Source organism: Bdellovibrio bacteriovorus, from assembly GCF_001592755.1.
GTDB classification, from domain to species: domain Bacteria; phylum Bdellovibrionota; class Bdellovibrionia; order Bdellovibrionales; family Bdellovibrionaceae; genus Bdellovibrio; species Bdellovibrio bacteriovorus_E.
Window position 1 is genome coordinate 278,791 of sequence record NZ_LUKF01000019.1, and the last position, 24,420, is coordinate 303,210.

A 24,420-nucleotide genomic window follows, 5' to 3' on the forward strand; every position below is an offset into this window, starting at 1 on the left:
TTTGATGAGAGGATTTTAGTGTCCCCAACGATAGCCTAGGGAGAACATGTAAACCGAGTTCGTCACACTGACATTCGAAGGCGTCGTCCCCGTACTAGGGTCGGGAAGACCTGCGGCGCCATCGAAGACGTTTCGTTCCGCACTGACCCCCAGATTCCAAATCATCTGGCCTTCACGCGAAAACTTCCATTCTCCCCCAACGTCCACACCAATGCGGATAGATTCTTCTGAAGATCCCGAACGCATATCAGCACCGGTAACTGATTCAGAGTGCTGCAAACGCGGAAAGAAAGTTCCACCCACAACCCAGGAATGATTCACTGATGTCGGGATACGAGCTTTCAGACCCACACCGACGCCTGAAGTTTTAAGACGAGCGCGAGACGTGTTGTCGCTAGGCACGTTCATTTTATTTTCACTAAATAGAAGGGAAAATTCGACTGAACTTGATTTGCGAGAAACACCAAAGAACTTTCTGAAGTTCAAACCCAAATCCAAATATTCGTACTTCGCCGGAATTCGAGAGCTATCCACTAAAGAATCCACATCAGCCGCTAAAGAAAACATCATTTGTCCGCTCACACCAATTCGAGGTGTGAACCACACATTGGTTTTTAGCTTTAAAGCATTAAAGAAGCTTTGATAGTCGCGGAAAGAATAGTTGGACTGAGACTCGTTGTAAGCCACAACCGGCGTCACATCCAGTTCTACCTTATTGTTACGAATATCATCGGGATGAATTTGTTCACGATAAAAATCATAGATGCGATCTGCTTGGCTGGAAAACAGGCTTTCCGCATGCTCTGACAAAGTGGGCTCCTGGACCTCTGCATCTACTGTGATTTCCTTTACAGGGATCGGTGGGTGCGCCGGAACAGGACTAGACGTCACCGTCGGCGGAGCCGTTAATTGCGTCGCCTTTTCTTTTGCTAGCTTTTCTTCCGCGGCTTTCTTTTCAGCCTCTTTACGTGCGGCCTCGGCTTTTGCAAGCTCGGCGGCTTCTTCGGCTTTCTTTTCAGCTTCTAATTCGCTTTCTTTAAGAGTTCTTATTTTAACTCCGTCAGCATCAGTCACAACAGGAGTCGCTTCGCCCTCGGACGCAGGTTTACGAGAAGCTTTTTTACGAACTTCATAACGTCCAGATGAAAAGCCTTCAAGACCCATTTGCGCAAAAGAGATTTCAGCTGATGCTAACAGGGACACGGCAGTGAAGATTGAAACAAAGATTTTCATAGGAAATTCTTCGGCTCTCGGTCCGAATTACTTGACGCCAAATTGACGAGTTTTCAGAGGCAGTGCAGAATAAATTTATGAAATCATTTCTTCTTAGTTTCCTCTTCGTCGCGTCCTGTTTCATTTCTATATCCTCGACGGCGTTCGGCCAGACTATTGCCCAGAACACTTACGTCAGCACCGTTGACCAAGATCTAGCAATTAAGTCTATCGTCCTTGTCCCCACGACGGACAACGTTGGTGGAATTTATTCTCGTCCCGTAGAAGAAGAACTAAGAAAAGTTTTGAACGAAGATAAGCAGTGGTCGTTGGCGAATTATCCTTCCGACGTAAAAGTGAATTCAGCGTTACTTGATGAAAAGCCTCAAGACGTGCAAAAAATTTTAGAAGCCTCAAAGAGCGAAGCCGCCTTAACTTCTAAAATCATCCGCGGCCCTCGAGGAATTTCGATCACGCTAACACTTTTTGTAGGCCGTGAAGGTTTGCCTTTGTTGCGGGAATCATTAAACGACTACAAAGGTTTTGAAACAGCGGAAATCAGAAACGAAGCTAGAAAGCTATTTGAGAATTTAAAATATCGAATGCCATTTCGCTCGACCATTTTAAGTCGTCGCGGTCAGCAAGTGACATTGAACTTAGGAAGCGCTTACGGTCTAAAACCTGAAAGCCGCGTTTCCGTTGTTCAAATCATCAAAGTAAATCGCCATCCCAAATTGAAGTTCATGGTCAGCACAGAAAAAGAAGTTCTGGGCCGCGTGAAACTTTTTAAAGTAGAGCCTTATCTAAGCTTCGGTTACGTCGAAATGGAAAAAGAACCAGGAGTCATCGCCGTAGGATCGAAAGTCATGCCGGATGAGTTTGTGAAATACTCCGTCCCAGTGACAACACCTTCAGGAAAGGTTCTTCAAGACATCTCAACAAGACCCGACAAAGAAGTCGCTTTTGGTGAAGACCCCCAAGAATGGTTACCAACGATGCCTCCTCAATTCGGAAAAATCGAATTGATGGCCGGCTTTGCAAGCTACACTCAGAACGTAAACCTACAAACCGCAGGCTCCATCAGCGGCAGCAGCAACCTAGCACCAAATATTTTGGTACGCGGTGAAATCTGGCTGAACCCCCAATGGTACGTAGGCGTCCTATTACGCCAATCCGTATTTTCAATCGACAACGACCTAGCCGGATCCTCCCCCGGAAGCTTGAACATGTCGATGGGCCAATACGGCGTTAACTTCGGTTACAACTTCCTATTAACAAACGATTTCTTCGGCCCAAAACTACAAATCGCCGGCGGTTACACGAACACAAACTTCAGCGTCGACGACAGCACCCCAACAGCCTTCACCACAATGAAATACGGCGGCTTCGCCCTAAGCGTAGCCGGCCAATTCCCATTATCCGAAGAACTCCCCATAGACATAGGCGGCAAACTAGATTTCTATCTAAACCCATCCCTAAGCGAAAACAAAACCAGCGGAGCTTCCTCCGACAACAAGATCAACAGCTTCAGCTTCTTCGTAGACTATAAACTAAAAACCCGCTTCAAAATCAGAGGAGAACTCCTCCTAGAAAACTACACATCCGACTTCACCGGCACCGGCCAAAGAACCGACCCAGCCACAAGCACCAGCCACAAAATGACAACCCTAATGGCCGGCGTACAATACCTATTCTAAAAAAGAAGGTGCAAAGCACCTTCCCAAAAAAACACACCGATGTAAGGCCCGAACATCAAACTTAATAAAAGGCAGGAATCACTCCTGCCTTTTATTTTTTGAAGCATGTGATGATTATAGCGAAGATTTTCTTAGATTCCCTATTTGGGTGTTTACCCGAAGGCTCGGGCCTTTGCCGGCGCCACGACGGCGCGAACCGCACGAAGTGCGGCGGCAACTGAGCCCGGATGGCGTGCCCGACCGAAGCGGTAAATACCCGAATAGGGAATCTAAGAAAATCCCCCGCTCGAAGCCAGTTCCAGAAAGCCAAAAAAAAAAGCCCAGGAATAATCCCAGGCTTTTCGAAAAGAACAAAGATGTTCGGCAAGCCGATTACATCATATCGCCCATGCCACCCATACCGCCCATACCAGGAGCACCAGCAGGCATTGGAGCATCTTTCTTAGGAGCTTCAGCGATCATTGTTTCAGTAGTAAGCATCAAAGAAGCTACAGAAGCAGCGTTAGTCAATGCACAACGAACAACTTTAACTGGATCGATAACACCGTCTTTGATTAGGTCAGTGTATTCGTCAGAGTAAGCGTTGAATCCCCAAGTAGCAGATTTATTTTGAAGGATACGATCCAAAACGATCGCGCCATCAAGACCTGCGTTTGCAGAGATTTGACGAATTGGCTCTTCACAAGCACGTTTGATGATCATCGCACCGAAAGACTCTTCTTCAGAGAATTTAGTTTTATCAACTTTTTGAGAAGCGCGAAGCAAAGCAGTACCACCACCAGCTACGATACCTTCTTCAACAGCTGCGCGAGTCGCGTTCAAAGCGTCTTCTACGCGGTGTTTTTTCTCTTTCATCTCTACTTCAGAAGGAGCACCAACGTGGATAACAGCTACGCCGCCAGCCAATTTAGCCAAACGCTCTTTCAATTTTTCTTTATCGTAGTCAGATGAAGTTTCGTCGATTTGAGATTTGATTGTAGCAACACGAGCTTGGATGTCGGCTTTTTTACCAGAACCATCGATGATAGTTGTGTTGTCTTTGTCTACAACGATACGTTTCGCGATACCTAGGTCAGCTACAGTAGCTTGCTCTAGTTTGCGACCGATATCTTCAGAGATCACTTTCGCGCCAGTCAAGATAGCGATGTCTTCAAGCATAGCTTTACGACGGTCACCGAAGCCTGGAGCTTTAACCGCAGCAATGTGAAGAGTGCCACGAAGTTTGTTCACAACTAGAGTTGCAAGTGCTTCGCCTTCAACGTCTTCAGCGATGATCAACAATTGACGACCTTGCTTAGCAACGCCTTCAAGGATACCGATCATATCTTTCATTGAAGAGATTTTTTTGTCGTAAACAAGAACGTAAGCGTTCTCAAGAACTGCTTCCATTCTTTCTGCATTAGTTACGAAGTATGGTGAAAGGTAACCACGGTCGAATTGCATACCTTCTACAACTGTTACTTCTGTTTTCGCAGTTTTAGATTCTTCGATAGTGATAACGCCTTCTTTGCCAACTTTGTCCATAGCGTCTGCAAGCATTTGACCGATTTCTTTATCGTTATTTGCAGAGATAGATCCAACTTGAGCAACTTCGTTAGAACCTTTTACAGGTTTCGCCATTGATTTCAACTCGTCGATAACAGTTGCTACCGCTTTGTCGATACCACGTTTGATTGACATTGGGTTGTGACCTGCAGAAACAAGTTTAGCACCTTCGCGATAGATAGCTTGTGCTAGAACAGTTGCAGTCGTTGTACCGTCACCGGCTTCATCATTGGTTTTAGAAGCAACTTCTTTAACCATTTGAGCGCCCATGTTTTCGAATTTGTTTTCCAATTCGATTTCTTTGGCAACAGTGACACCGTCTTTAGTGATAAGAGGAGAACCGAAAGATTTGTCGATAACTACGTTACGACCTTTTGGTCCCAAAGTTACTTTTACTGCGTTCGCAAGAGTGTTCACACCTTTCAAGATGTGTGCGCGAGCGTCTTCTGAGAATGTTAATACTTTAGACATGGTTTACTCCGTTTTTTATTTAATTGAATTAGTTGAATACGCCTAAGATGTCTTCTTCGCGCATCATTAGGTATTCGTCGCCCTCAAGTTTCAACTCTGTGCCTGCGTATTTTCCGAAAAGCACTTTGTCGCCAACTTTCACTTCAAGAGGAAGTACTTTTCCGTCTTCAGTGATACGGCCTTTGCCAGTAGCGATGATTTCGCCACGTTGTGGTTTTTCTTTTGCTGTATCTGGGATGAAAAGTCCGCCAGCGGTTTTTTCTTCTTCCGCCATTCTGCGAACTAGAATTCTGTCATGAAGTGGACGAACGCCAATTTCGTTCTTAGCCATAGTAATTGCCTCCGTGTTTAAATCACGAAGGTAATATGAATCGGCTGGGATAGGAGTCAAGGTCGGGTGCCCAATTTTTCTCATGACACGCCGATTAATTTCAGAAATTTCAGGAACTTATAATATCAGAAAATTATTTCGGTTCTTTAGCTACGTTATTAGCGCTGACAGGCAGATCTGAGGCATGGGCCCCAAAGACGGAGTTTGCATAAGCCGTCATAAGTTCAGCCACTTCTTCAGGGCTTAATTTGCCAGCAACCTCATTAAAGGCTGCCTTTTTGTCCTGAACTTTTGTGAGGTAACCTACAAAGTAATCAGTCACAGAAAGGTCTTTAGCTACTTCTAAATCGTATTGTTCTTCACGAAGACGGCGTTCTAGTTTTTCTACGCCCATGTCTGTCGAGGAAACGGCCTCTACAGCTGCCTTATTAGAAAGATTTGGATCCGTTCCTTGCGCCATCGCGCGAGAAGCTTTTTTAAGATCAATTTGTGCTTTTAAATTCATGACGTCAGCTTGAGCTAGCTGAACACGCTCTGTTTTCCATTCACGATAGCTCTTTACCTCTGCTCCCGCTTTCATAGCAAAAGCGGTCATAGACCAAAAGGCGATAAGAGGTAAAATTTTAAGAAAGCTCATTGGCTCCTCCAACAGACGTCCACAATTCCAAGGAGGCTTATTACAAGGGTTGTGCCCAGGGAAACATGTCTCATTTGCAATATAAACGACCTGGGCCCCTTTGGGGGCCCAAATGTGTTACTTTGAGACGAAATTGGCTTTACAGGAAAAACCTACATTTAAATCTAGTGGCCGTGCTCTGCATGAGCGTGTTCATCGTGAGCTTTTTTATCCGCTTTTTTTGGTTCGTCAACGCTTGCAGGAATACGCATTTGCAGAGTCGGCTCCGTCTTAAACGCTACATGGCCTGACTCTAAATCATAGAGTGAAGACACAATTCGAAGGTCACCACTTTCTACTTTTTTGCGAATCATTTCTGAGCGAGTGACAAGATCTTTCGCAACGCCCTCGGTATTCGCCCAAGACTCTGTTTCAAAATTCTTGCTGGGCTTTTTATCTTTGAATTGAGAAATGCGTGGTTGAATGTCCTTCACTAAACCATCAAGCGCCGGCGTACCTAAGCTTGATCCATTCAAAGTGCTATGAGCAGCTTTCACAGCTCCACAAGAGGTGTGGCCCATAACTACCAAGAGCTTTGATCCCAAATGTTCAACGGCGTATTCAATACTTCCGATAGCATTATCTCCAAGAGCTTCACCAGCGGTTCTGACGACAAAGATCTCTCCCAATTTTTGGTCAAAGACGACTTCAGGAGGAACACGCGAATCACTGCAACTTAGGACAATAGCATGAGGTTTCTGCCCCGTACTTAAACGATGCACATCACCTTGTGATTGACCATCGCTGCGAAGCTTTGCGCCTGTAAAACGGCTGTTTCCATTTTGCAGCCAACGCAAAGAAGTTTCTGCATCCACTCCGGCAGGAGCATGATCATTAGCGAATAACGAGAGCGAAAACGCTGAGACAACTAGAAACGAAAAGATAGCTTTCATTGGGAAAGTCCCTTGGTAAGAAGTTACTTTCTTTTCGGGAGTAGCAAGCCAGAAGTTAAGCTTTGTTTAGTGAAAGTGAATACACTCTGATCGTAATCAAGATTTTGGGGATTTCTTGTTCGATCTTCAAGTTTTAGTAACATTTGGAAGCGGGTTGCGTGTTTCAAATTGTCTGAATAGTATACTTGTATGAATCTTTCAGAAGAGCAGAAAAAAATATTTCAAGAAACCGGGATTCTTCATCTCAAAAAAGCTCTTCGTCCGAATGATGTCTCGATTGTGCAACAAGCAATTCTTTCAGAACTTGAAAGATTAAAACTTAAAGTCGGCAGCAAACTTTCTTCTTCTAAGATCAATGACCTTCCTCTTTTTCAGCAAACCGGCAGGCTGGGCCAGATGGTGAAGGTGGAGTCCCAACTTACCACCTTGTTTCGTCATGACGTTATTGTGGCTGCGGTCCGCTCGTTAGTGTCGAATAACTCTCCAGCTCTTTCGATTCACCCCCAACTTTTACTGTCTTTTCCACATAAAGCAGAATGGTCTTTAGCGAAATTGAATTGGCACCTCGACATCACCGTACCCAAACAAAATGTTTTAGTCGGTGTTCAGGCGTTTGTTCTTATTGACGATGTTCAGACTCGTGGTGGCGCGACACTCGCGATTGCAGGCTCTCATCAGCTTCACTACTTACCGCAAGCTCAGGGAGGGAATGCCCACAAATTGCTGAGGGACGATCCGCTATTTACTCAGCTTTACAGTGGTGATTCCGTTGATGCAGAAAAGTTAGCGAAGCCACACAATATTCATGGAGTCGATGTCTTGGTCATTGAAATGGCGGGAAAAGCCGGCGACGTCTTTTTTATGGATATGAGAGTACTCCATGCTCCGTCGGTCAACGCGACAAAGAAGATCCGCATGATGGCTACGAATAGATTTATTTAAGGTGCTGAAAATAAAAAAACCAAGCCTTGTGGACTTGGTTTTCTTAATCACATTTATTGAAAAATAAATGGCTCAGAAGGAGGGACTCGAACCCCCGACCCAGCGGTTAACAGCCGCTTGCTCTACCGACTGAGCTACTTCTGAACTCGGTGAAGAACTATAATTAGGGCTTTGGGCGTTTCTTGTCAAACAGAAATCGCGGTTACGGAGCCTCCAGCCGCTCCAAAGCCTTGGTCAGCATCGGCGAACTAAAAGGCATCCCTTGGGCTCTAAAAACCGGTATTTTTTCGTTCTGTTCCAGGGTTTTCGACTCTCCAGATGAAGTTAAAGCCACTAGGCGCTTTTTATAAGCCGCTTCTTCGATACCTTCGCTAGTGAAACCGCCCAGCATAATTTCGCAAACGCTGCTGATTTCTGAAGAACTTGTAAGAGTCTTTTTTAGCTCCCCCGACAACGAATAAATCTCAACTTTAGAGGTTTCGGGCGGGCACCAGTTCATCGGGCGATAGTCGCTCCCGATCAACATACCCAAAGCACTTTGTGGGTCAGAAAGTTTTTGTTTGAACTCGCGGGTTTGCAAAGCGCGGATCGCATAAAGGACAACGCCCAAAGAAACGATCATCATGGCGATTTTAAAATAGAAAGAAATCTTCATGACGCTACGTTAACTCGGCGAGTTGAAAACGGTCTAGTTATAACGTGAAGTTTAATAAGGAAAAAAATGGTGCACTCGAGAGGATTCGAACCTCTGACCACATGATTCGTAGTCATGTACTCTATCCAGCTGAGCTACGAGTGCACTGTGAAAGAGAAGTATAGATAGACTGCGGCCAGGGAAAAATCAAGCATTCTTGCTAAATTTACAAAAAGAATAAGGCCAAATCCTTGATTAAAGGGGCTCGCTATGGCAGTTTGGTTTCTCAGTCGAATTAAAACCGACCGCGGAAAGGTGGGTGAGTGGCTGAAACCAAGCGTTTGCTAAACGCTCGTACACTCAAAAGGTGTACCGCGGGTTCAAATCCCGCCCTTTCCGCCATTTTTTATCTTTTTCGTAAATCGTACCGCACCAATATAATCGTTTCCTGGCGACTGAATCCAATCGTGTTTTTGATAAAACCGAATAGCTCTTTCGTTGCTTTCGGTAACATTCAGAGTCGCCATTTCAAGGTTATTATCTATAAAAAACTTTAAGGCTGATCTTTCCAAAATTTCAGCCCCACCCTTGCCACGATGTCCGGGAGAGAGAAAAATCGAACTTATCATGCCGAGGCCACTATCCTTAATGGTAGCTTCACAGATTCCGACAAGATCGGATCCGAACCTTAAATGGACAAGATGCATTTTTTTACCCAACCAGTTCTTCAATCTTTCATAATACTTTATCCCCCATGGGCCTACAAACGCTTCAAAATCTGCAGTGGACCGATTGCTCTCTAGAAAAATAGCTCTCATGCATTCAAGATAGAACTCGAAGTTAGAATTCAAATCGTAAGGTTCGCTGCTTAATATGGAATCAAGAGAAGAACCAGCGAGAAAATTAATAGCCTGATTTGCACTTTTAAAACGATAAAGTGCAGAGGGTTCTGTCGCGACTGAAATGAATTTTAAAAGATGAGGATCGTATCTTTTAGATTCAGGTATTTTCTCAAAGTCCCGACCTGCCATTTGATACTTTTTTAAAAAATCTATTCCAAACAGAAGCTGAAATGCTAGTACGCCTATAGAATAAATATCTAACTGAGGACTTATGGTCATATCAGGGGGAGTATGTTGTGACAGACTACTTATTCTGTGAGGAGCAAAAGTTCCCATCCGCACAGATTTTCCAAAATCTGCAAGGAATACATGCAGACCATCCTCTTCATAAACTCGCACATTTTCTAATTTTACGTCGCCGTGAATATAACCAGCATTGTGTATTGAACTTAGAGACTTCAGAAGCGGAAGTAGAATCTCTGACACTAACTTCGCTTGGGTTATCTTGCCGATATAATCAAAAAGATCCTCTTTGATAAACGGAAATACGAGAAAATTTTGTCCTAAAATATCTTTCGTGCCTAGTAGGGGCATCACATTTTTAATACCACTAAGGGCCTGGTATGCAGTTGCTTCTCGATTTATGTGCTCATTGGAAATCGGATCCGGTCGAGATGATTTCAAAAAAAACTTCCCATCAAGATTTTCTGCTATATGACCTATAGATAAGCGGTAAACATTTACCGGCGAAATCTCGGTGAACTCAAAATTCTTTTTAAGCATAAACAACTCCGGTAAAGTCGAAGATAAGATCCGAAAGAGAAGCCGTTTTTAGTTTCAAAATCAATGTTCTCGCAGCTTCAGGAGACATGGCACATGGAATATCTCGAGAGTTGTTTAAGACATTTTCTTGCGCAAAAGATCGATGCTTAATAAGGGTGTCACTTGATATTAGATCGTAGACTTCCGCATACTCTTTTTCAGCCAAAAAAACTGAGCGAAATTTATCGGCAAAACTGTTAATTGAGCCGATACTGAGGCAATACTTAATAAAGATATTAGCGTCACTCTTCTTGCTCGGAACCCGACAAAGCTCTTCAAAGCAATAGGTCATTCCAGTGCGAATTAAATCGTAAGCCAAAATTAAATCCATTGATATACAAAACCATTCAATCAAAATAATTAATTCGTGCATTTCCCTGTCTTCGATTTGAATATTTGAATACGCATCTTTGAAATAAAGGTGCGTATTCTCATGATTAAAAGTGTAAAAAGGAATTCGAATTTGCCCATCTAAGGATGAATAAAACTTCCTTCCCAATGTAACTGTACTATTCCAAGGGCAAAATTCACCAAAATCATCTTGAACAAAATGATACAACGTTTTGCCTGCGGAAGCCTCGTTGTTAATCGCTCTATAGTAAGGGGAGTTGTACATAAGACTCGCGTGCCCCGAGACCCAAAAATTTTTCTGAATTAATGTGTTTCGGCTAGCCTCCCGCAAAAAATTTAGAGCATCACATTCCTGCGTTGTCAGGGTATCTGTAGGTCTAAAAAAAGTTTCCACCGAAAGATTTTTAATTTTTTCAAGACCGTCTAGCCAAATGGAGGTGCCTATGGGATGCTTTAAAGCATTCTTGGAATCAGACATCAAATTCAGCCAATCATTAAAGATTTGAGCGTCCATAGGCACTTCCTTTCCTTAAGTATTTCCGTATGGAACAAATCGCGTAGTTAATGCATCTACGAGATTCTTGTGCTCAATACTTACTTCATCGTCTGTCTGTCCGTATGGTACGAAACGCGTTGCCGTTTTTTGAGCCTCTTTAGCAAGTGACTGTGCTTGAAAAGGATCTCTGAGCATTGAATCAAGTTTTCGAATATTTAATACCGCTTTATTGTCATGGATTCGGACGGCGCCTTGACTAACCAAAATTGAAAGTTCAGACGCAGAAATACTCTGCAAACGTCTTTCTGATACAATAACCTCATGCGCTGAGGCCATATGGCCATAAAGATTGGCTGTTAGTAAAAGTGCTAAAATTGTCTTTTTATTCATAAAGCTTCTCCTTGTATAAGCTGTTTGATGCTTGTACGAAGCACGGACCGTGCCCGTCTTCAAATCAAAGGAAATGGGTTTCTGCGGCAATGTCAGCGATTTTGTCCAACTTTAAGTACCCGGCGTCCGAAGATTAGGAATATTAGATTCGGCAGTTCATAAGTCGCTAGCTCAATGGGATAGTGGCCTTTCGTTCGCAGGACTATTGAATTCAAAGATCGTTAACTAGTTAGATTCCTAAAGAATTTTCAAAATTACCAATCCACTTCATAATAGACGGCATTCAGATTATAAATGACTCATGGACGAAACACGCTTAATCGATATCGAAACAAAATTGGCTCACCAAGAAATGATCGTGGAAGAACTGAACCAGGTTCTTTACCAACAACAAAAGACCATCGACCAACTTGAAAAGATGGTTCAGGGATTAACGGCGAAATTGAAAGAGCTGATGACGGATGAAAGCGGCCTTGAGATTCGTGGTCACGAAAAGCCGCCTCACTACTAGATTCTAATAAAGCTTTGAAAGCTCCATGGAGTACTTGCCTGGAGCGTATTCGCTCAAGCGCTTCTTATACAAATCTTGGAAGAACTTATCTTTGACGGCATAACTTGCGTAAGGATAAATGGCGATGCCTCCGCGCGGAGTGAACTCCCCAACGACTTCGATATATTTCGGCTTCATGAGCGCTACAAGATCATCACAAATTGTTTGCACACAGTCTTCGTGGAAATCACCGTGATTGCGGAAGCTGAAAAGATAAAGTTTTAACGACTTTGATTCGACCATCTTTTTGTCAGCGATATAGTTAACAAAAATTTTAGCGAAATCAGGTTGGCGAGTCTTCGGACACAAAGAAGTGAACTCGGTACAAACAAATGTTGTCCAAGCAATCTTGCCTGGATTCTTATTGTCGAAAGCTTCTAAAATCTCCGGCGCATAGGTCTCGGGATATTGAGTTTGGTTTTCGCCTAATGCGAAGTTAGCTAATTCTTTTGCGTCTCTGCCGTTTTTCTTTTTCATGGGCGCTCTTTTATTTCAATGAGTGATGAATAGCAATGCCTTACTTCTTTTTAGGCTTCTTCGAGGAGGATTTTTCAGCCTTCCGATCGCAGCTTTCCGCTTTTACGAGCTTCATTCCTGAATCCATATCCGGATGAAGAGGATCTGGGACTCTTTCTTTTATATCGTCCCTCATAAAACGGGCCGTATAAGGTTTGTCTTCTGAAGTAAGCTCTTTGATTTCTTCAGCCGTTTTTGTTGATTCAATTTTTCCACGATAATTTTTTGCAGGCTCGAACAGTTTCCCTTTAAGCGTGACGGCAGAGTCTTTGTACACACTTGCCACTTCTGCTAGGTCCGGAGCCAACGAAAATACCGTCTCACTCATGGAACCTTCATACAGCTTGAGGACGGAATTTCCATCCACTTGTTTGATGACGCCTTTGAATTCGTACTCGCCGCATTTGAATTTTTCGTCTGCGTTAGATATGCAAGACGTACTCAGAATCCACATCATCAACAGACTTTTCCACAGGTGTTTTTTCATAATTTAAAGTCCCTACAGGGATTAGGTTTTTTGTTTTCACTCGAATAAACTTTATAAAGTTCGTCGTAAACTTCACGCTCGGCCCTAGCGACGTTCATTGCCTTGTCATGCAATGTCTTGTCATTTCGAAAGTTTGAACGAAGCGACTGCCATGTTTTGAAAGCGTCGGTATTCACGTACTTTTGATACATAGAAAGTTCTGTTTGTTCTCTTACGGTCAACCCTTTCAGCTTTTTTTTCTCTGTCAGTGCGGTGACGCCCGCAATAAATTGCTCTTTCGTTCCACACATTTTCGTATCAGCAACATTGATGCATTCACTCTTATTAAGCTTTTCGGCTTGTTCGTGTGCCTTTACTATCTTGTCCCTAGCAGAATTGTAATCGTCTAAAGCTGCTTTCAGTTTATCGATGACAGGCTGATTTTTACTTTTATCAAGACCCATTTGAACGCGCGCGTACTTATAATAGCTTTGAAAGCCTGCCGCTTTATCAACCTCTTTAAGATCACTGACAAGGCGAAGATACGGAATTGAATTAGTACCGTAGCAAGACATTTTGCTTAACGGAATTTCTGCAAGTTGATCAGCAGCCATCAGCGAGTTCGTTAAGAACTTTGTGGCGCTAAAGGCTTTTTTGCCAGCGTCCGTAGAAATTTGCGGAGCCCCTAGCACCAATGCTTTCGGGTCCTTTCTACTAGCCAAGAATGCGCTTTCTAACGAGTTTCCTTTTGTAAGTAACTGACCAAATTTATCTCCGGATACATTCCAGGCGACTCCTTCGCCACCCATCGAAACGACACATGTTTTGTCAGAGCCTAGCGAAGTCACAGGGCCTGAATGGCAAGACATATCGACGATTCCAAGCTGCACACCTTTGGCTTCGGCAAGATCACGAAGCTGTTTAAGTTCATCCATGTTGAATTTGTTGTCGGTCGTGGCAACACTGTGAGTGCGTTGACCGTCTTTTTGTTTTGCTCCATGCGTGGCGACGGTAATAAGTAATTGATCTCCGGATTTAAGATCCCCGCTTTGAATGCGTTTCTTAAGAGATGCAACCTCTGCCTTCATGTTTTCGGCAGTCATCGGTTTATTTGCGCCTTTAAACATATCTTCCGCAAGGGCTTCGGAAATATGATGTCCTCCATCGAAGTACGAGCGGGCTTTCCAACCGCTGCCTTCTCTGAAAGGCGCAAAGTTTCCATAGGTGGCATCAAAGATCGTCGTTTGGCCGTCGGGCTCGCCGCCACCGCCAAAAAAGACAATTTCTTTTTTTGCCCAAGCTAAAAATGAAACCGCCGTAACAAAAATTCCCAGGGCGATTTTTTTACTGAACATCCCTCACTCCAGAGTATCGTGCTAACCAATATGCATAAAGATAATCGACACCTGCTTGTTCAACACCCCGATTGTGGGATTCTGTATAAGCAAAAGCCGAATCTTTCCAAAGAAATCCGCTGGAGAAAGCACTCAGTTCAAACACCGGATAGCTGTAAAGACCTTGATAGAAATAAGAAACAGGAGGTTCTGGTTTTTTCAAAGATTTCCAGAAGAGTCTTGGAATCGGTGACATACACCACTCGGGACGAAGTGAATGATCGATATTCACATCTAAGTTTGGACGAGGATAAGGAATTTCTCTTAAACCCCAAATTGACTCTCTGAGCGCTTCGCTGAAGCGAACCTCACTGCTTTCTTTGCGGAAGTCACCACCACGCGTTCCATGTCGGTATGCAAAGCCGTAAGCTGCAATCGTCAGCAGATGTCTGCGTGCCGGCTGATACGTGACCCAGGCATCCATCAGGCGTTCGCGCATTTTATCGCGAAGCTCTGTTTCTTTAAGCATATCTGCGACCATAATGTCAGTAACGTCGCCCACCATGCTTAAGTTAATTCCGCTCCAATCAGCAGAGCCATGCCAATAGAAAGTTGTATCGAAGTTCAAACCCACTTTGACTTTCAGTTTATTGAAAGACTTTAGATAACGCTCTTTGTACGACGCATCTCCCGTGAATAACGTCGCAAGCCCTAAGGCCGCTGGCATATTCTGCGGTTTTTCTGACATGATTCTTAAGTCGGGAAGACGACGAGATTTTTCGCGAAGTTCGTTCCAGATTTCTGTGTCTGAAGTTGGAATGACAAGACTTGCCCAAAGAAATCCATGAGTGATTCCCTTGACCATGTCGTTATTCCCGCCCTCTAACCAAATAAGATTTGCGAATTTGCCCGTCCCACGGTGCCATTTTTGAGGAACCGGATTTTGCGGATTGTATATCGCAAGAGTGCGGGCGAATTCTTTGTTATCGCCCGTAATCTCCATCAAAGTCATAAGTCCCTTAAGAGATTTACGAACATTTTGCAGGGCTTCTGATTCTTTCGTGTTCAAATAGCGCATGGCTTGGGAGGCGACATACATACCAGTCCATAATGCAGAGTCGCCATCAGGACTATAGGAAACAAATCTTCCTTGCTCATCCAAAACCGCGTGCGAAACCATACCGGCTTCGTTGATATGGAAATCTTTCGCATTCTTATCATACCCTTGAGCTTTGTCAGGCAAAGTGGGTGAGTAAGCATTACGTTTCACCACAGCCTCTGTGATGCTAATATCGTCGGTAATTTTATTTGTTACGCGAATGATGTCCTTGTTATTTCGATAAAACTCAAAGTCCGTAGGATCAAAAACGACATAAGGATGTTCGTCTTTAAACTCGAGCCGGTTTTTATACGATTTTACCAATGGATCCTTGTCGTAACCGATATCCATCTTAAATAACTTGATGACTCCACGAACAGCGACAGGAATGGACTTGCCTTTCGCATCTAGATTTTTTCGTTCATTCACCCACAATGGACGAGCTTCCAGATTTCGGCGCGTGGTAATCCACTCCGAGTATTCAGATTCTTTTTTGTCGCTAAACTTCGTCGATAGTCCCGCAGGCGATGTCACGAATCTTGATAGCACAGTGACGGGCGCACGAAACTCTGAGGGATCTCTTTTGAGAGTTCCAAGTTTTGTGATGAAATCGGCTTGCTTGATGTCATAAGAAATTGTGAGCGTATTTGCGGAAGCCACGGCTTTACCAGTCCACACTTCCTGCACTCTGAGCCCATCAAAGAAATAATTAATATAGGTGACAACACGGACGACGTTGAATGTGCCATCGTTTGATTTGCGGAGTTCTAATTCACCGTTGTAAGGCCCACGCGTGGAAGATGTTCCTTGAAGAAACCAAATGCCCTCCATACCGCCCGAGGCTTGCAAAGAAGCGATATCACGCGGAATCTGCTTTTCTTTGTGAGTGCACGATCCTAAAACAACAACGCTCAAAAATAAAAAGAGGAATGAACTCAATAATTTCATTCCTCTATTGTCTCTAAACTCATCTGTGGGCAGGAGTCCTGAAAGTCCTATTCCCCGTCTTTAGTAGGGTACTTTGTCTGCTTTTGTTTGCCACTCTTTGAATACCGCTAGGGCTTCTTGGTGAGCGCATTGTTCCATCGGGACTTTGCGGTCTGAAATGGCTTTAGGGATTTCTTCATAGATGAAGTCATCATCGAAATTGATTTCTGCCGCATCTTTTCTGGTATTGGCGTAATAAATTTTACCGATGCGCGCCCAGTAAATTGCTGAAAGGCACATAGGGCAAGGTTCACAGCTTGTGTATATTTCTGCGCCATCCAGGCTGAAGTTTTTTGCGCTTTCGCAAGCGTTACGGATGGCCACAACTTCCGCATGGGCCGTAGGGTCGTTCGAAGAGGTTACTTTATTCCAACCTTCTCCGATAACTTTACCATCTTTGACGATGACAGCTCCAAAGGGGCCCCCAGCGCCAGCCTGCATGTTTTTTCTAGAGAGCTCAATGGCTCTAAGCATGAATTCCTTTTTCATAGGGGACCCATACTGGCGGGACTCGGGGGATTAGTCAACCCTCGAGCCTGGGTTGAGTCGTCCTCAGGTTTCTGCTGTCCCCAGTTAAATTAAATTGCCTTAAATGAATGTATCTCCGTCCCGAAGTCCCTTGGGTTCCTTAAATGACCACCGCCTTGTCAGTATTGAATTAAGTACCTGTACAAAAAACTGACAGTAGAAACAAACACATAATTTGATTTATAACTCTGCTGCTAGGGGATTTCATGACATTGCGACTTCTATCATTAATTATTTCAGCGTTATTGATTCAAGCGTGTTCTTTTAAGAAGGACGATGGCGAAGCATCGCCTGCAGTTCCTGCGAATAGCGATGTTATTGAAACCATCCAGAAGGAACAGGAAAAGCAAGCCTTTGAGGGTAAGCTTACGGAGCAGAATGTTTCTGTGAAGTTCGAAGAAACTCCAGACCCTCTCGGATATAAAATGGTCATTTCATGGCCTGAGGAAGCTAAGCGAGTGCAAATTTCCATAAACGGAAAAGTTAAAAAGATCTATAACTCAACCGATCTTCAGAGTAGCCATAGTGAAGTAGTCAGTTCGGGAGAAAATTTCGAGATTACTTTGATTGCTTTCGACAGTCTTGGCATGGCTCCATATTCCGCTTTAACACTGGTTAAAACAGCCCCTACAGATTTTGTTGTAAGTAAGCCTCTAGAGCTTACCGAAAGTCGTACCATTGAAATCAATGGACGTTTTTACTTTCTGAAGAACGGTAAAATAAAAACAAATGGCCACAATCTATCGATCAAAGCTAAAAAGTTAATTATTGAAAGTGATGATAGGCCAAGCGCTCTATTCTCGTCGCACATAGTGACTCGTTTTCCTGGTGAGTCTATGGAAGAACCGCATGAAGTTTCTGGATCCACCGTCTTAATCCGAGCCTCCTTGGGAAAAGGTCATCTTCAAGTATCTATGGTCGGCGGAGCAGGCAAAGACGGTCTTCACGGCAATGACCTAGAAGCGGTTATGGGAGTTGAGTCAGCTAAAAATGGATTGGATGGATTAGCAGGTACTACGACAAAGGTTTCTAAGCCATGCCCTCGACGATTGGGCATCGACGCACCTCCATGTGAGGGTGAAACTACTTTATGCGTAAAGCCTCCAGAAAACGGACAACCTGGCAAAGATGGTACGCCTGGGCGCGATGGACAAAACGGACAAGATGGCGGTAGCACTGGCAACCTCACCATCTTCATCGAAGACCAAACAGAATTCTCTGCGTATGTATTCCAGCGCAAAGGCCTACCTGGTAAAGGCGGAAAAGGTGCTCCTGGTCATCCAGGAGGTATCGGCGGTTCGCCGGGAGCAAATCCAGCCCCATGCCCTCCTGCCGCAAAAGGTGCCGACGGCAAGCGCGGGCCAGATGGTAAAGATGGTTTAGACGGAGCACCTGGCTTGCTCGGGGAGATCTTTCACAATATTAAAAATATCTACGTTGAAAAGCAGTAGGACCTATTGGCTTTGTTCTAACCAAGAGAGACTGTTCTTTTCAAAGAACGTTCTACTCAGCAGCTCCTTTGCGTCAACCCATCCATCATTGGTGCTATCTTGCCAGCTCTGTCCCCAGGAATTGTGCACTTGAAGTGCATCGTAACATTGATTCTTGCTGTTACATACCTTGCGATAACCCTTTATGACTACAGCATGTCCTTCGCCCTCAAGTTTACCATCTTTCATCGTGCCACAGTTCTTTTGAGATTTAGCTTTTAAAGGAGTTTGTGTGCAAAATCCCAAAGCAATCGGTCGCTTTTTCGTGCCTAATACCTCTTTGATTTTACCTAAAGTTGCATCGTAGTTCGACTTACTATCAGGGAAAGTTTGTACTTTCCAAGATCCCTTCAAACTAACTTGATTGTTTAAGTCCCAACAGTTGTCAGGGATAAGAAGTTTGTCTAAGAATTTTGAATAAGTTTTTTCAGCGAAAGCTTGGAGTATCTCTTGATTGGATGGCTTTAAGTTAAATTCTTCACGCAAACTATTTGCGGTCGCTGTCGCGTACTCCAACGCACAATCAGCGCATTTTGCCTGCTTTCGTTTATACTCATTGAATACATCTTGAAAACGTTGCCACATGGCCAACTCCGTTTTTTGTGCTTGAGCTGGGTCAGAAATTCTGGCGACAACTTGGTCAAACGGCGCACATGACTCTTTAGCGACTTGATTTGATTGAATAGCATTGTGGAGCGTAAATGCCTCTGCTCCTCCTGCCGTATTAAGACCTTCATAATTAAATCTGTCGCTTATGTCCGCTTCTTGCGGCAATTCAGAAGCAAATCTAGTCATATCTAAAGGAGATGCTTTTTGATCTGGGCTCACCGACGAACAATCAGTAATTTTTTTAGCAACACAGTTCGCTTCATCATAAAGGGTACTAGCAACAAACGAATAGCAAATACCAATGCTATCTTGCGAACGAATGGATGGCATATTTTTGATAATAAGTTCAGAGCTTTTATCTGGCGAAAACTCTGAACCAAAAGGATTTAATCCTTGAGCACCATAGCTGATATTCGTCAGGAAGATTCCTATTAGTAAAACCAATCTATTCATGGTCAACCTCATTTATGATGCCCATTATAAAGAGTCCAAGCATCGATCATGGAACCATCAGGAAAAACGCAATAGTCATACTCCCTGGCCTTTTCGTCCTTCAAAATTCTGTTGTTAGCGTCAAAAACGCTGCAATACTTCGCTGCGGGATTTCCTATCAACGGACCCACTTGAGGAGTTTTCAAACTTCCCTTAGCCGCCTTCCAAGCCAAACAATCTAGCTTTCCACTTTTGAGACAGTTAGAAGAAATCTTAAATCCGTCTTTTGTTACGATTTTAATTATTTCATATTTATTAGTTTTCGGAGAAAACAGTTTTAGGGCGTCGTCTTTGCACAAGGCTGCCAAGGAAAAGAACAAACTGCTCAAAAATATCAATAACTTCATATTTATAATAATAGTGAAATTTAACGCAATCTGGGAGTGGCCCTGACGGGCTGAAAAAAAACTAGTCTTAGATACAGCAGGACTTTCGCCTTATTTAAATTATATAAATTATTCCGAGAAGTTGTCTGTGAGAATTATACTCGCTTTTGTTTTTATCTTTAATTCCTCGGCTCCGGGAAGTGCCAGCACTTCTCGGTTCACACCTATATATAATCCAGGCGGAAACATTCCTGGTAGATTTATAGTTGCCAATGAAGATTATGAAGATATTCGAATTGATTCTGATTTAGATGGCTTCGTAGACATCTGGCATCTTGAAAAAGGATCACTCACAATAAATATCAGGTATGAGCTGGGTAGAGTAAGTAGCTACGTGATTAGAAAAATCGAAAACAATACCGCTACCGAGATCCTTTATGTTGAGGACTCAAAAGCACTGACTTTACGAGAGGCCAAACTCCGACCACTTTTAGAAATGGGATTCACGGATAAAGACCTTTGCACAGAGAACGTTAAGTCTGCACAAGAAGAATTAAAAAAATTTTCAGAAAATATAAATGAAGCAGTGGCATTTGAAGCCGCAGGCAAAATGATTGATGCTAGCTGCTCATCGCTCATGGATCGCAAATCGCTAAAGCTTTTAAAAAATAATCTTGCAAAAGTTTTACTTGATGGGAATCCGTACGATAAATGCTTCAATAGTGCAGAATTCAAAAAGGCATTTCAAAAAACAAAGAATAATGAAGTTTTCTTAGAGCTTTTAAAATCTCGAGACGCCCTTCAAAGAAAAAAATTGGTGTCCTCCCCCCCAGAATCTCTAATTAGATGTGAGAATGAAAAAGAAAGTAAGTCGGTAGCTAAAACAAACGAAAAAGGCCAAATTACACTTTTCGTTCCCGAATCAAAATCCTTAGAAATTCAGCCTGTGCATTTACAGCATGAATTTCTACATAGAATAGGCGTGGTAGAGGACAAAGACGTCAATAACATTCTCAATTCATGCAAAAAAGGTGCAATTCAAAATGGTGTTCCGAAGTTTGTGGGGGCTTTGCTTCCAAACTCTACAACGGCATTTAGCCAGGTCAACGCCAAGGAATCAGCGAACGTAAAAACCGACAAGGTTGAAACGGTGAAGCGTCCTGTGGCGACTTCGACTGCGAAAGAATCGAATGTGCCGACAGCTAAGGCGGCCGCTCGAAGTGTTGCATCAGAAAACACTGCGAATGTTCCAAAATCTTTGGTGGATTCACAAACCGGCTCACCACCTCCAGCACAATTAGCGCAAGTTATTTCCAATCCGCCGCCGCAAACCGAAGCTGGTGCTCAGCAAGCATACGAGACATCCACTTCACAAAGTGGCGGTGTTTTTAGAGCGGCAAATAATTTAATGGGCTCGATGAACACTCCTGCTGAAGCGAGTACTCGCTTGGCGAAACAGGGAAGTGATTCCGAGATCGGCGAAACTACATCTTCAAGTCTAAAGAAATCATCTGTAACTTCATCAAGTGTTCCAGCCACAGCTGCGCTGCGCTCGCGTAACACAATAGGGTCCGATGAAAGAATAGTTGAAAGCATTACACTAGACGGCTCAGGCTCCACTGTCGTAACACCTACGCCCGTACAACAACGAAACCAACAGGTTTCGAGCACAAATCCAACAAACACTAGGCAAACCGTCTCAAACGAATCTAAGCAGCAGCAACGTATGCCTTCGAGCGAGCTTGGCTCTGCACCCAGTGTCTCTTCGGGAGGAAGCACGGGTGGTGCATCTAGTGCCTCCCTTGGCAACAGCTCACCAAACATCAGTGGAACACAGCAGATCCCAAGCAGGGCAAGTAACAAGTCTTCGGGTGGTTCAGCTAATAATCAAAATAGCGCATCAAAAGAAGAGGTTATTACCTTCATCAGTCGTAGTGAATATGCCTCAGCGAAAAGAAAGTTGAAAGACCCTGATTTCAGCAAGCAGCTCGAAGCACAAAGCATCTCGATCTACGATCTTTATGGAAATACGTATGGAGCGAAAAAGGGCGAAGTCATTTTCCTAGATCAAGGAGACAAGTTTGTTCGTCAAAAATAAAAAGAACAAATCTATTGTCTTCTTAATCGTTTTCACCTTCTGGGTTGGTTACATTTCGGTAGGTCTTACTGAATTCTACGCGAACATCAGTAAACTCACCGACGCACAAATGAACGAGCGAAAAAATGAACTCGTATATCTTCAGGAAAGCTTCATTCCTTTAGTGATAGAAGAAAATTACAGCCTATTAACGGATCGATTAAACAGCGCACGGCAATTGCAATTTTTAGACTTCTTCATTGTCCAAAGAAACGGAGAGGTTCTTACTTGGTATAACAACTTTGACAACCTTGATGGAATTAACGTTGATTATAAAAAGTTTAACGCTGTTGTCGAAAATGATCATCTTGCACTTCGAACCGTGAAAATCGGCGACACAAAGTTCACGGTTGGTATTTTTCAAGATAAAGCGAAATACATCCGTGCAATGGCCTGGATGATGAAAGGCCCTATCCTTCGGGAGATTTTGCTAGTTACGATACTATTGAGCGTCGTAGTTTACATCTACCTCAAAGACATCATCGACCTTTCTAAAATTCTCGCAAGTCGGTCGCGCGAAAAAATTGCTGAGATTAAAACAAACTCCAAAGAAGCCGAAACTATTCTTCAGGCCTCTATGGGTCTTGAGGGAGAGCGTGTTCGTCTAGAAAAACTAAGTGAGGTCTATAGCGAGACTGTAGGCCCCGCGATTCTTCACGAACTGAAAAGTGGCAAGGAAGCGCCATACAATTTCGAAGCAACAATGTGCCGGGTGGATCTGAACGGATACACTCAGATGTTCCTTGAAAAGGACAACACTTATTTAATTACTATACTGAACCAGTACTTCGCTCGCGCAAGGGAAGTCATTCAACGTTATGATGGTTTGATTTATCAATTCGTCGGTGACGAGATCGTATTTCATTTTAAAGACGACATGACTCCGGGGCTTTCCACTGAATCTTTGGCGGCCGCCTGCATTCGCGATTTGTTTTATGAAGCAACCGTGATTGAAAACGGCCTTCCTGAAGAAGCCAATTATTACTTCAAATTGAAGGGCTCCTTCGCGCACGGAGTAATGCGTTTCATCAAATTAGATGAAGGTCACGCTATGAGTGGCCTTCCGCTTATCGAGTCTGTAAGACTGCTTTCATTAGTAGATGACAAAAGTCATCAAGTTCTAACATTCTTTCAAGATGCCTCTCAGAATACCGAAGGCTTGCTTTTTGTTTTTGATCGCAAGGTGAATCAACTCAAAGGATTCAAAGAAGAATCTATGATCTGTCGCGCGCGCGATTTCAACTCGATTGAATGGATTTTTGAATCTGCGATGTGGGATCGTCTTTCCTATTTCCGCGCCGATGCTCACATGCTCTTCACATTAAAAAAGTTAAGATTGATGGCGATCACTCGCAGAGACGATGATTTAGTTAAGATTCTTCACGCTCTTCGCTTCCATAAGTTTGAAACGACACTTGAAGAGATCTCAAAAGAGGCTGAAACAACATTTCATTCCTTTTTTACTGCTGAACAAGAAAAGCTTCTTAGCACAAAAGTCCTTTCTGCTTACGTGAGCCTTATAGGCAGAATCATACCTAAAGAACATTGGACGAAGACCTTAGAGGACCAATTAGCTAAACTTCTTGATCACGATGACTACCGCGTTCAGGCAAACACGATCGTTGTTTTAGGAAAATACGGATATCCAGCAAGAAAGATCTGGGAAAACATGTTTTCTAAGAACAACCGCGTGGCCGCTGACACCATCGTGGAGGTCGCAAAACAACAGCTGAATGCCGATGTTTGGGACGCATTACACAGATTGCTATCAAGCACTCAGGCAAGCCACCGCAGTTCAGGAGATTTCGCGTTAGAAAGTATTCTGAAATATTATGGGGAATTGGATCCGGTCTATTTGAAAACGAATCCGTTCCTTATCAAAATGCAGGGATTAAGAAAACCGAAGGCGGCCTAGTGATTGGCGCCTTTTAGTTTTTTCAAGTAGCCATTAACCATCGGCCACACTACCGGAATCAAAGAGACGCCAATAACTCCGAAGATCACGATGTGGAAATTTCTTTTTACAACGGGAAGATTTCCAAAGAAGTGACCCGCCAGAATAAAGATAAAGACCCAAGCGATCGCACCAATAATGTTGTATGAAACGAACTTACGATAATTCATTGAACCGATGCCCGCTACAAACGGTGCAAATGTTCTTACAATCGGTGCAAAACGAGCGGCCACAATAGTGAATGCTCCCCACTTCGCGTAAAACTCTTGAGTTTGCAGTAGATATTGTTTTTTAAAGAAGCGGCTGTCTGATTCAAAAACCTTCGGTCCTAAATATTTGCCGATATGATAATTCACGGTATCGCCAAGAATTCCCGCAATAGTTAAACTCCCCAGCAAAATCCAAAGATTCAAGCCGCCCTCTACCGTCGTCAGTGCGCCAAGCGCGAACAACAAAGAGTCCCCAGGCAAGAAAGGAGTTACAACCAATCCCGTCTCACAGAAGATAATCAGGAACATGATCACATAGATCCAAGGACCAAACAAAGCCATCCATTCCACAAGATGCTGATCTAAGTGCAAAATAATATCGATGAGTGTTCCCATGTATCGCCCTTCCGTTGAGTCGCCA

The 24,420-nt window shown here is 43.5% G+C and carries 23 protein-coding genes and 3 tRNA genes; 7 read left to right on the forward strand and 19 right to left on the reverse strand.

The features are described 5' to 3' along the window. Positions 1-15 precede the first annotated feature (15 nt). On the reverse strand, positions 16-1,233 hold the full coding sequence (locus tag AZI85_RS16035; protein WP_063244993.1) for a hypothetical protein: 1,218 nt from the start codon (positions 1,231-1,233) through the stop codon (positions 16-18). A gap of 77 nt (positions 1,234-1,310) precedes the next feature. Between AZI85_RS16035 and AZI85_RS16040 the strand changes: the two genes are divergently transcribed. Further along, entirely contained in the window at positions 1,311-2,909 is a 1,599-nt protein-coding gene (locus AZI85_RS16040; protein ID WP_063244994.1) for an outer membrane protein, read from the forward strand. Positions 2,910-3,281: 372 nt separating this feature from the next. Here AZI85_RS16040 and groL read toward each other — a convergent pair whose 3' ends face one another. The 4 genes from groL to AZI85_RS16060 all read right to left on the reverse strand — a co-directional run bounded on the left by groL (position 3,282) and on the right by AZI85_RS16060 (position 6,825). Then, complete coding sequence (gene groL, locus AZI85_RS16045) at positions 3,282-4,925, reverse strand: chaperonin GroEL (RefSeq protein WP_063205910.1); 1,644 nt, start codon at positions 4,923-4,925, stop codon at positions 3,282-3,284. A 28-nt stretch (positions 4,926-4,953) separates the two neighbouring features. Further along, positions 4,954-5,241 (reverse strand): co-chaperone GroES, encoded by a 288-nt coding sequence (groES, locus tag AZI85_RS16050; RefSeq protein WP_041872753.1) that lies wholly within the window; start codon positions 5,239-5,241, stop codon positions 4,954-4,956. A 148-nt stretch (positions 5,242-5,389) separates the two neighbouring features. Further along, positions 5,390-5,893, reverse strand: coding sequence for a hypothetical protein (locus AZI85_RS16055; RefSeq protein WP_063244995.1), 504 nt, complete (start codon positions 5,891-5,893; stop codon positions 5,390-5,392). 164 nt (positions 5,894-6,057) lie between these two features. Next, positions 6,058-6,825 carry a carbonic anhydrase gene (locus tag AZI85_RS16060; protein WP_063244996.1) on the reverse strand — a complete coding sequence of 256 codons (768 nt, stop codon included), beginning with the start codon at positions 6,823-6,825 and terminating at the stop codon, positions 6,058-6,060. Between the two features lie 189 nt (positions 6,826-7,014). Here AZI85_RS16060 and AZI85_RS16065 point away from each other — a divergent pair, with 189 nt between their 5' ends. Next, positions 7,015-7,767 (forward strand): phytanoyl-CoA dioxygenase family protein, encoded by a 753-nt coding sequence (locus AZI85_RS16065; RefSeq protein ID WP_063244997.1) that lies wholly within the window; start codon positions 7,015-7,017, stop codon positions 7,765-7,767. Positions 7,768-7,835: 68 nt separating this feature from the next. Here the strand turns inward: AZI85_RS16065 and AZI85_RS16070 are convergent. The 3 genes from AZI85_RS16070 to AZI85_RS16080 all read right to left on the reverse strand — a co-directional run bounded on the left by AZI85_RS16070 (position 7,836) and on the right by AZI85_RS16080 (position 8,566). Continuing rightward, positions 7,836-7,911 (reverse strand) — tRNA-Asn (locus AZI85_RS16070). Positions 7,912-7,969: 58 nt separating this feature from the next. Next, complete coding sequence (locus tag AZI85_RS16075) at positions 7,970-8,422, reverse strand: hypothetical protein (RefSeq protein WP_063244998.1); 453 nt, start codon at positions 8,420-8,422, stop codon at positions 7,970-7,972. Between the two features lie 67 nt (positions 8,423-8,489). Then, a tRNA-Arg gene (locus AZI85_RS16080) sits at positions 8,490-8,566 on the reverse strand. Between the two features lie 144 nt (positions 8,567-8,710). Here AZI85_RS16080 and AZI85_RS16085 point away from each other — a divergent pair. After that, positions 8,711-8,803: transfer RNA gene (locus AZI85_RS16085), tRNA-Ser, on the forward strand. Here AZI85_RS16085 and AZI85_RS17570 read toward each other — a convergent pair. Genes AZI85_RS17570 through AZI85_RS16095 form a run of 3 tightly spaced genes read right to left on the reverse strand, consistent with a single transcriptional unit; the run spans position 8,782 to position 11,302 of the window. Next, positions 8,782-10,026, reverse strand: a complete 1,245-nt coding sequence (locus tag AZI85_RS17570) for an N-acetyltransferase (protein WP_081111047.1) — start codon at positions 10,024-10,026, stop codon at positions 8,782-8,784. The two genes, AZI85_RS16085 and AZI85_RS17570, sit on opposite strands and share 22 nt — an antisense overlap. Next, positions 10,019-10,930, reverse strand: a complete 912-nt coding sequence (locus AZI85_RS16090; RefSeq protein WP_063244999.1) for a hypothetical protein — start codon at positions 10,928-10,930, stop codon at positions 10,019-10,021. Before AZI85_RS16090 ends, AZI85_RS17570 begins: the two co-directional genes overlap by 8 nt. Before the next feature lie 15 nt (positions 10,931-10,945). Further along, positions 10,946-11,302: a hypothetical protein gene (locus AZI85_RS16095; RefSeq protein ID WP_063245000.1), complete on the reverse strand. Its 357-nt coding sequence runs from the start codon at positions 11,300-11,302 to the stop codon at positions 10,946-10,948. A 301-nt stretch (positions 11,303-11,603) separates the two neighbouring features. Here AZI85_RS16095 and AZI85_RS16100 point away from each other — a divergent pair, with 301 nt between their 5' ends. Further along, positions 11,604-11,813, forward strand: coding sequence for a SlyX family protein (locus tag AZI85_RS16100; RefSeq protein ID WP_063245001.1), 210 nt, complete (start codon positions 11,604-11,606; stop codon positions 11,811-11,813). A 3-nt stretch (positions 11,814-11,816) separates the two neighbouring features. On the opposite strand, the gene queF is transcribed toward AZI85_RS16100, so the two are convergent. From queF to AZI85_RS16125, 5 genes are read right to left on the reverse strand one after another with little or no spacing between them, the layout of a single operon-like run. Then, entirely contained in the window at positions 11,817-12,329 is a 513-nt protein-coding gene (queF, locus tag AZI85_RS16105) for a preQ(1) synthase (RefSeq protein WP_063245002.1), read from the reverse strand. Positions 12,330-12,369: 40 nt separating this feature from the next. Continuing rightward, entirely contained in the window at positions 12,370-12,855 is a 486-nt protein-coding gene (locus AZI85_RS16110) for a hypothetical protein (RefSeq protein WP_063245003.1), read from the reverse strand. Next, positions 12,852-14,189, reverse strand: coding sequence for a hypothetical protein (locus AZI85_RS16115; RefSeq protein WP_063245004.1), 1,338 nt, complete (start codon positions 14,187-14,189; stop codon positions 12,852-12,854). Before AZI85_RS16115 ends, AZI85_RS16110 begins: the two co-directional genes overlap by 4 nt. Then, entirely contained in the window at positions 14,179-16,215 is a 2,037-nt protein-coding gene (locus AZI85_RS16120; RefSeq protein ID WP_063245005.1) for a hypothetical protein, read from the reverse strand. The genes AZI85_RS16115 and AZI85_RS16120 overlap by 11 nt, the downstream gene beginning before the upstream one ends. A 60-nt stretch (positions 16,216-16,275) precedes the next feature. Then, the gene (locus AZI85_RS16125; RefSeq protein WP_063205892.1) at positions 16,276-16,743 is read right to left on the reverse strand and encodes a nucleoside deaminase; all 468 of its coding nucleotides are present in this window, start codon (positions 16,741-16,743) and stop codon (positions 16,276-16,278) included. A gap of 245 nt (positions 16,744-16,988) precedes the next feature. Here AZI85_RS16125 and AZI85_RS16130 point away from each other — a divergent pair, with 245 nt between their 5' ends. Further along, a complete protein-coding gene (locus AZI85_RS16130; protein WP_063245006.1) occupies positions 16,989-18,233 on the forward strand; it encodes a hypothetical protein in 1,245 nt (414 codons plus the stop codon). A 3-nt stretch (positions 18,234-18,236) separates the two neighbouring features. Here the strand turns inward: AZI85_RS16130 and AZI85_RS16135 are convergent, their stop codons facing one another. Both AZI85_RS16135 and AZI85_RS17755 read right to left on the reverse strand, forming a co-directional pair. Then, positions 18,237-19,334: a hypothetical protein gene (locus tag AZI85_RS16135; RefSeq protein WP_063245007.1), complete on the reverse strand. Its 1,098-nt coding sequence runs from the start codon at positions 19,332-19,334 to the stop codon at positions 18,237-18,239. 8 nt (positions 19,335-19,342) lie between these two features. Next, positions 19,343-19,519 carry a DUF333 domain-containing protein gene (locus AZI85_RS17755; RefSeq protein ID WP_172795348.1) on the reverse strand — a complete coding sequence of 59 codons (177 nt, stop codon included), beginning with the start codon at positions 19,517-19,519 and terminating at the stop codon, positions 19,343-19,345. 328 nt (positions 19,520-19,847) lie between these two features. Here AZI85_RS17755 and AZI85_RS16145 point away from each other — a divergent pair, with 328 nt between their 5' ends. Both AZI85_RS16145 and AZI85_RS16150 read left to right on the forward strand, forming a co-directional pair. Then, positions 19,848-21,797 carry a hypothetical protein gene (locus AZI85_RS16145; RefSeq protein WP_155724062.1) on the forward strand — a complete coding sequence of 650 codons (1,950 nt, stop codon included), beginning with the start codon at positions 19,848-19,850 and terminating at the stop codon, positions 21,795-21,797. Continuing rightward, positions 21,781-23,751 (forward strand): hypothetical protein, encoded by a 1,971-nt coding sequence (locus AZI85_RS16150; RefSeq protein ID WP_063245010.1) that lies wholly within the window; start codon positions 21,781-21,783, stop codon positions 23,749-23,751. The genes AZI85_RS16145 and AZI85_RS16150 overlap by 17 nt, the downstream gene beginning before the upstream one ends. Here AZI85_RS16150 and AZI85_RS16155 read toward each other — a convergent pair. Then, positions 23,748-24,395, reverse strand: a complete 648-nt coding sequence (locus AZI85_RS16155) for a DedA family protein (protein WP_063245011.1) — start codon at positions 24,393-24,395, stop codon at positions 23,748-23,750. The two genes, AZI85_RS16150 and AZI85_RS16155, sit on opposite strands and share 4 nt — an antisense overlap. Between the last annotated feature and the right edge of the window lie 25 nt (positions 24,396-24,420).

Bases quoted from the DNA above. Each gene is read 5' to 3' on its own strand.
- AZI85_RS16035 (WP_063244993.1), bottom strand. From the start codon at position 1,233: ATGAAAATCTTTGTTTCAATCTTCACTGCCGTGTCCCTGTTAGCATCA.
- AZI85_RS16040 (WP_063244994.1), top strand. From the start codon at position 1,311: ATGAAATCATTTCTTCTTAGTTTCCTCTTCGTCGCGTCCTGTTTCATT.
- groL (WP_063205910.1), bottom strand. From the start codon at position 4,925: ATGTCTAAAGTATTAACATTCTCAGAAGACGCTCGCGCACACATCTTG.
- AZI85_RS16055 (WP_063244995.1), bottom strand. From the start codon at position 5,893: ATGAGCTTTCTTAAAATTTTACCTCTTATCGCCTTTTGGTCTATGACC.
- AZI85_RS16060 (WP_063244996.1), bottom strand. From the start codon at position 6,825: ATGAAAGCTATCTTTTCGTTTCTAGTTGTCTCAGCGTTTTCGCTCTCG.
- AZI85_RS16065 (WP_063244997.1), top strand. From the start codon at position 7,015: ATGAATCTTTCAGAAGAGCAGAAAAAAATATTTCAAGAAACCGGGATT.
- AZI85_RS16075 (WP_063244998.1), bottom strand. From the start codon at position 8,422: ATGAAGATTTCTTTCTATTTTAAAATCGCCATGATGATCGTTTCTTTG.
- AZI85_RS17570 (WP_081111047.1), bottom strand. From the start codon at position 10,026: ATGCTTAAAAAGAATTTTGAGTTCACCGAGATTTCGCCGGTAAATGTT.
- AZI85_RS16090 (WP_063244999.1), bottom strand. From the start codon at position 10,930: ATGGACGCTCAAATCTTTAATGATTGGCTGAATTTGATGTCTGATTCC.
- AZI85_RS16095 (WP_063245000.1), bottom strand. From the start codon at position 11,302: ATGAATAAAAAGACAATTTTAGCACTTTTACTAACAGCCAATCTTTAT.
- AZI85_RS16100 (WP_063245001.1), top strand. From the start codon at position 11,604: ATGGACGAAACACGCTTAATCGATATCGAAACAAAATTGGCTCACCAA.
- queF (WP_063245002.1), bottom strand. From the start codon at position 12,329: ATGAAAAAGAAAAACGGCAGAGACGCAAAAGAATTAGCTAACTTCGCA.
- AZI85_RS16110 (WP_063245003.1), bottom strand. From the start codon at position 12,855: ATGAAAAAACACCTGTGGAAAAGTCTGTTGATGATGTGGATTCTGAGT.
- AZI85_RS16115 (WP_063245004.1), bottom strand. From the start codon at position 14,189: ATGTTCAGTAAAAAAATCGCCCTGGGAATTTTTGTTACGGCGGTTTCA.
- AZI85_RS16120 (WP_063245005.1), bottom strand. From the start codon at position 16,215: ATGAAATTATTGAGTTCATTCCTCTTTTTATTTTTGAGCGTTGTTGTT.
- AZI85_RS16125 (WP_063205892.1), bottom strand. From the start codon at position 16,743: ATGAAAAAGGAATTCATGCTTAGAGCCATTGAGCTCTCTAGAAAAAAC.
- AZI85_RS16130 (WP_063245006.1), top strand. From the start codon at position 16,989: ATGACATTGCGACTTCTATCATTAATTATTTCAGCGTTATTGATTCAA.
- AZI85_RS16135 (WP_063245007.1), bottom strand. From the start codon at position 19,334: ATGAATAGATTGGTTTTACTAATAGGAATCTTCCTGACGAATATCAGC.
- AZI85_RS16155 (WP_063245011.1), bottom strand. From the start codon at position 24,395: ATGGGAACACTCATCGATATTATTTTGCACTTAGATCAGCATCTTGTG.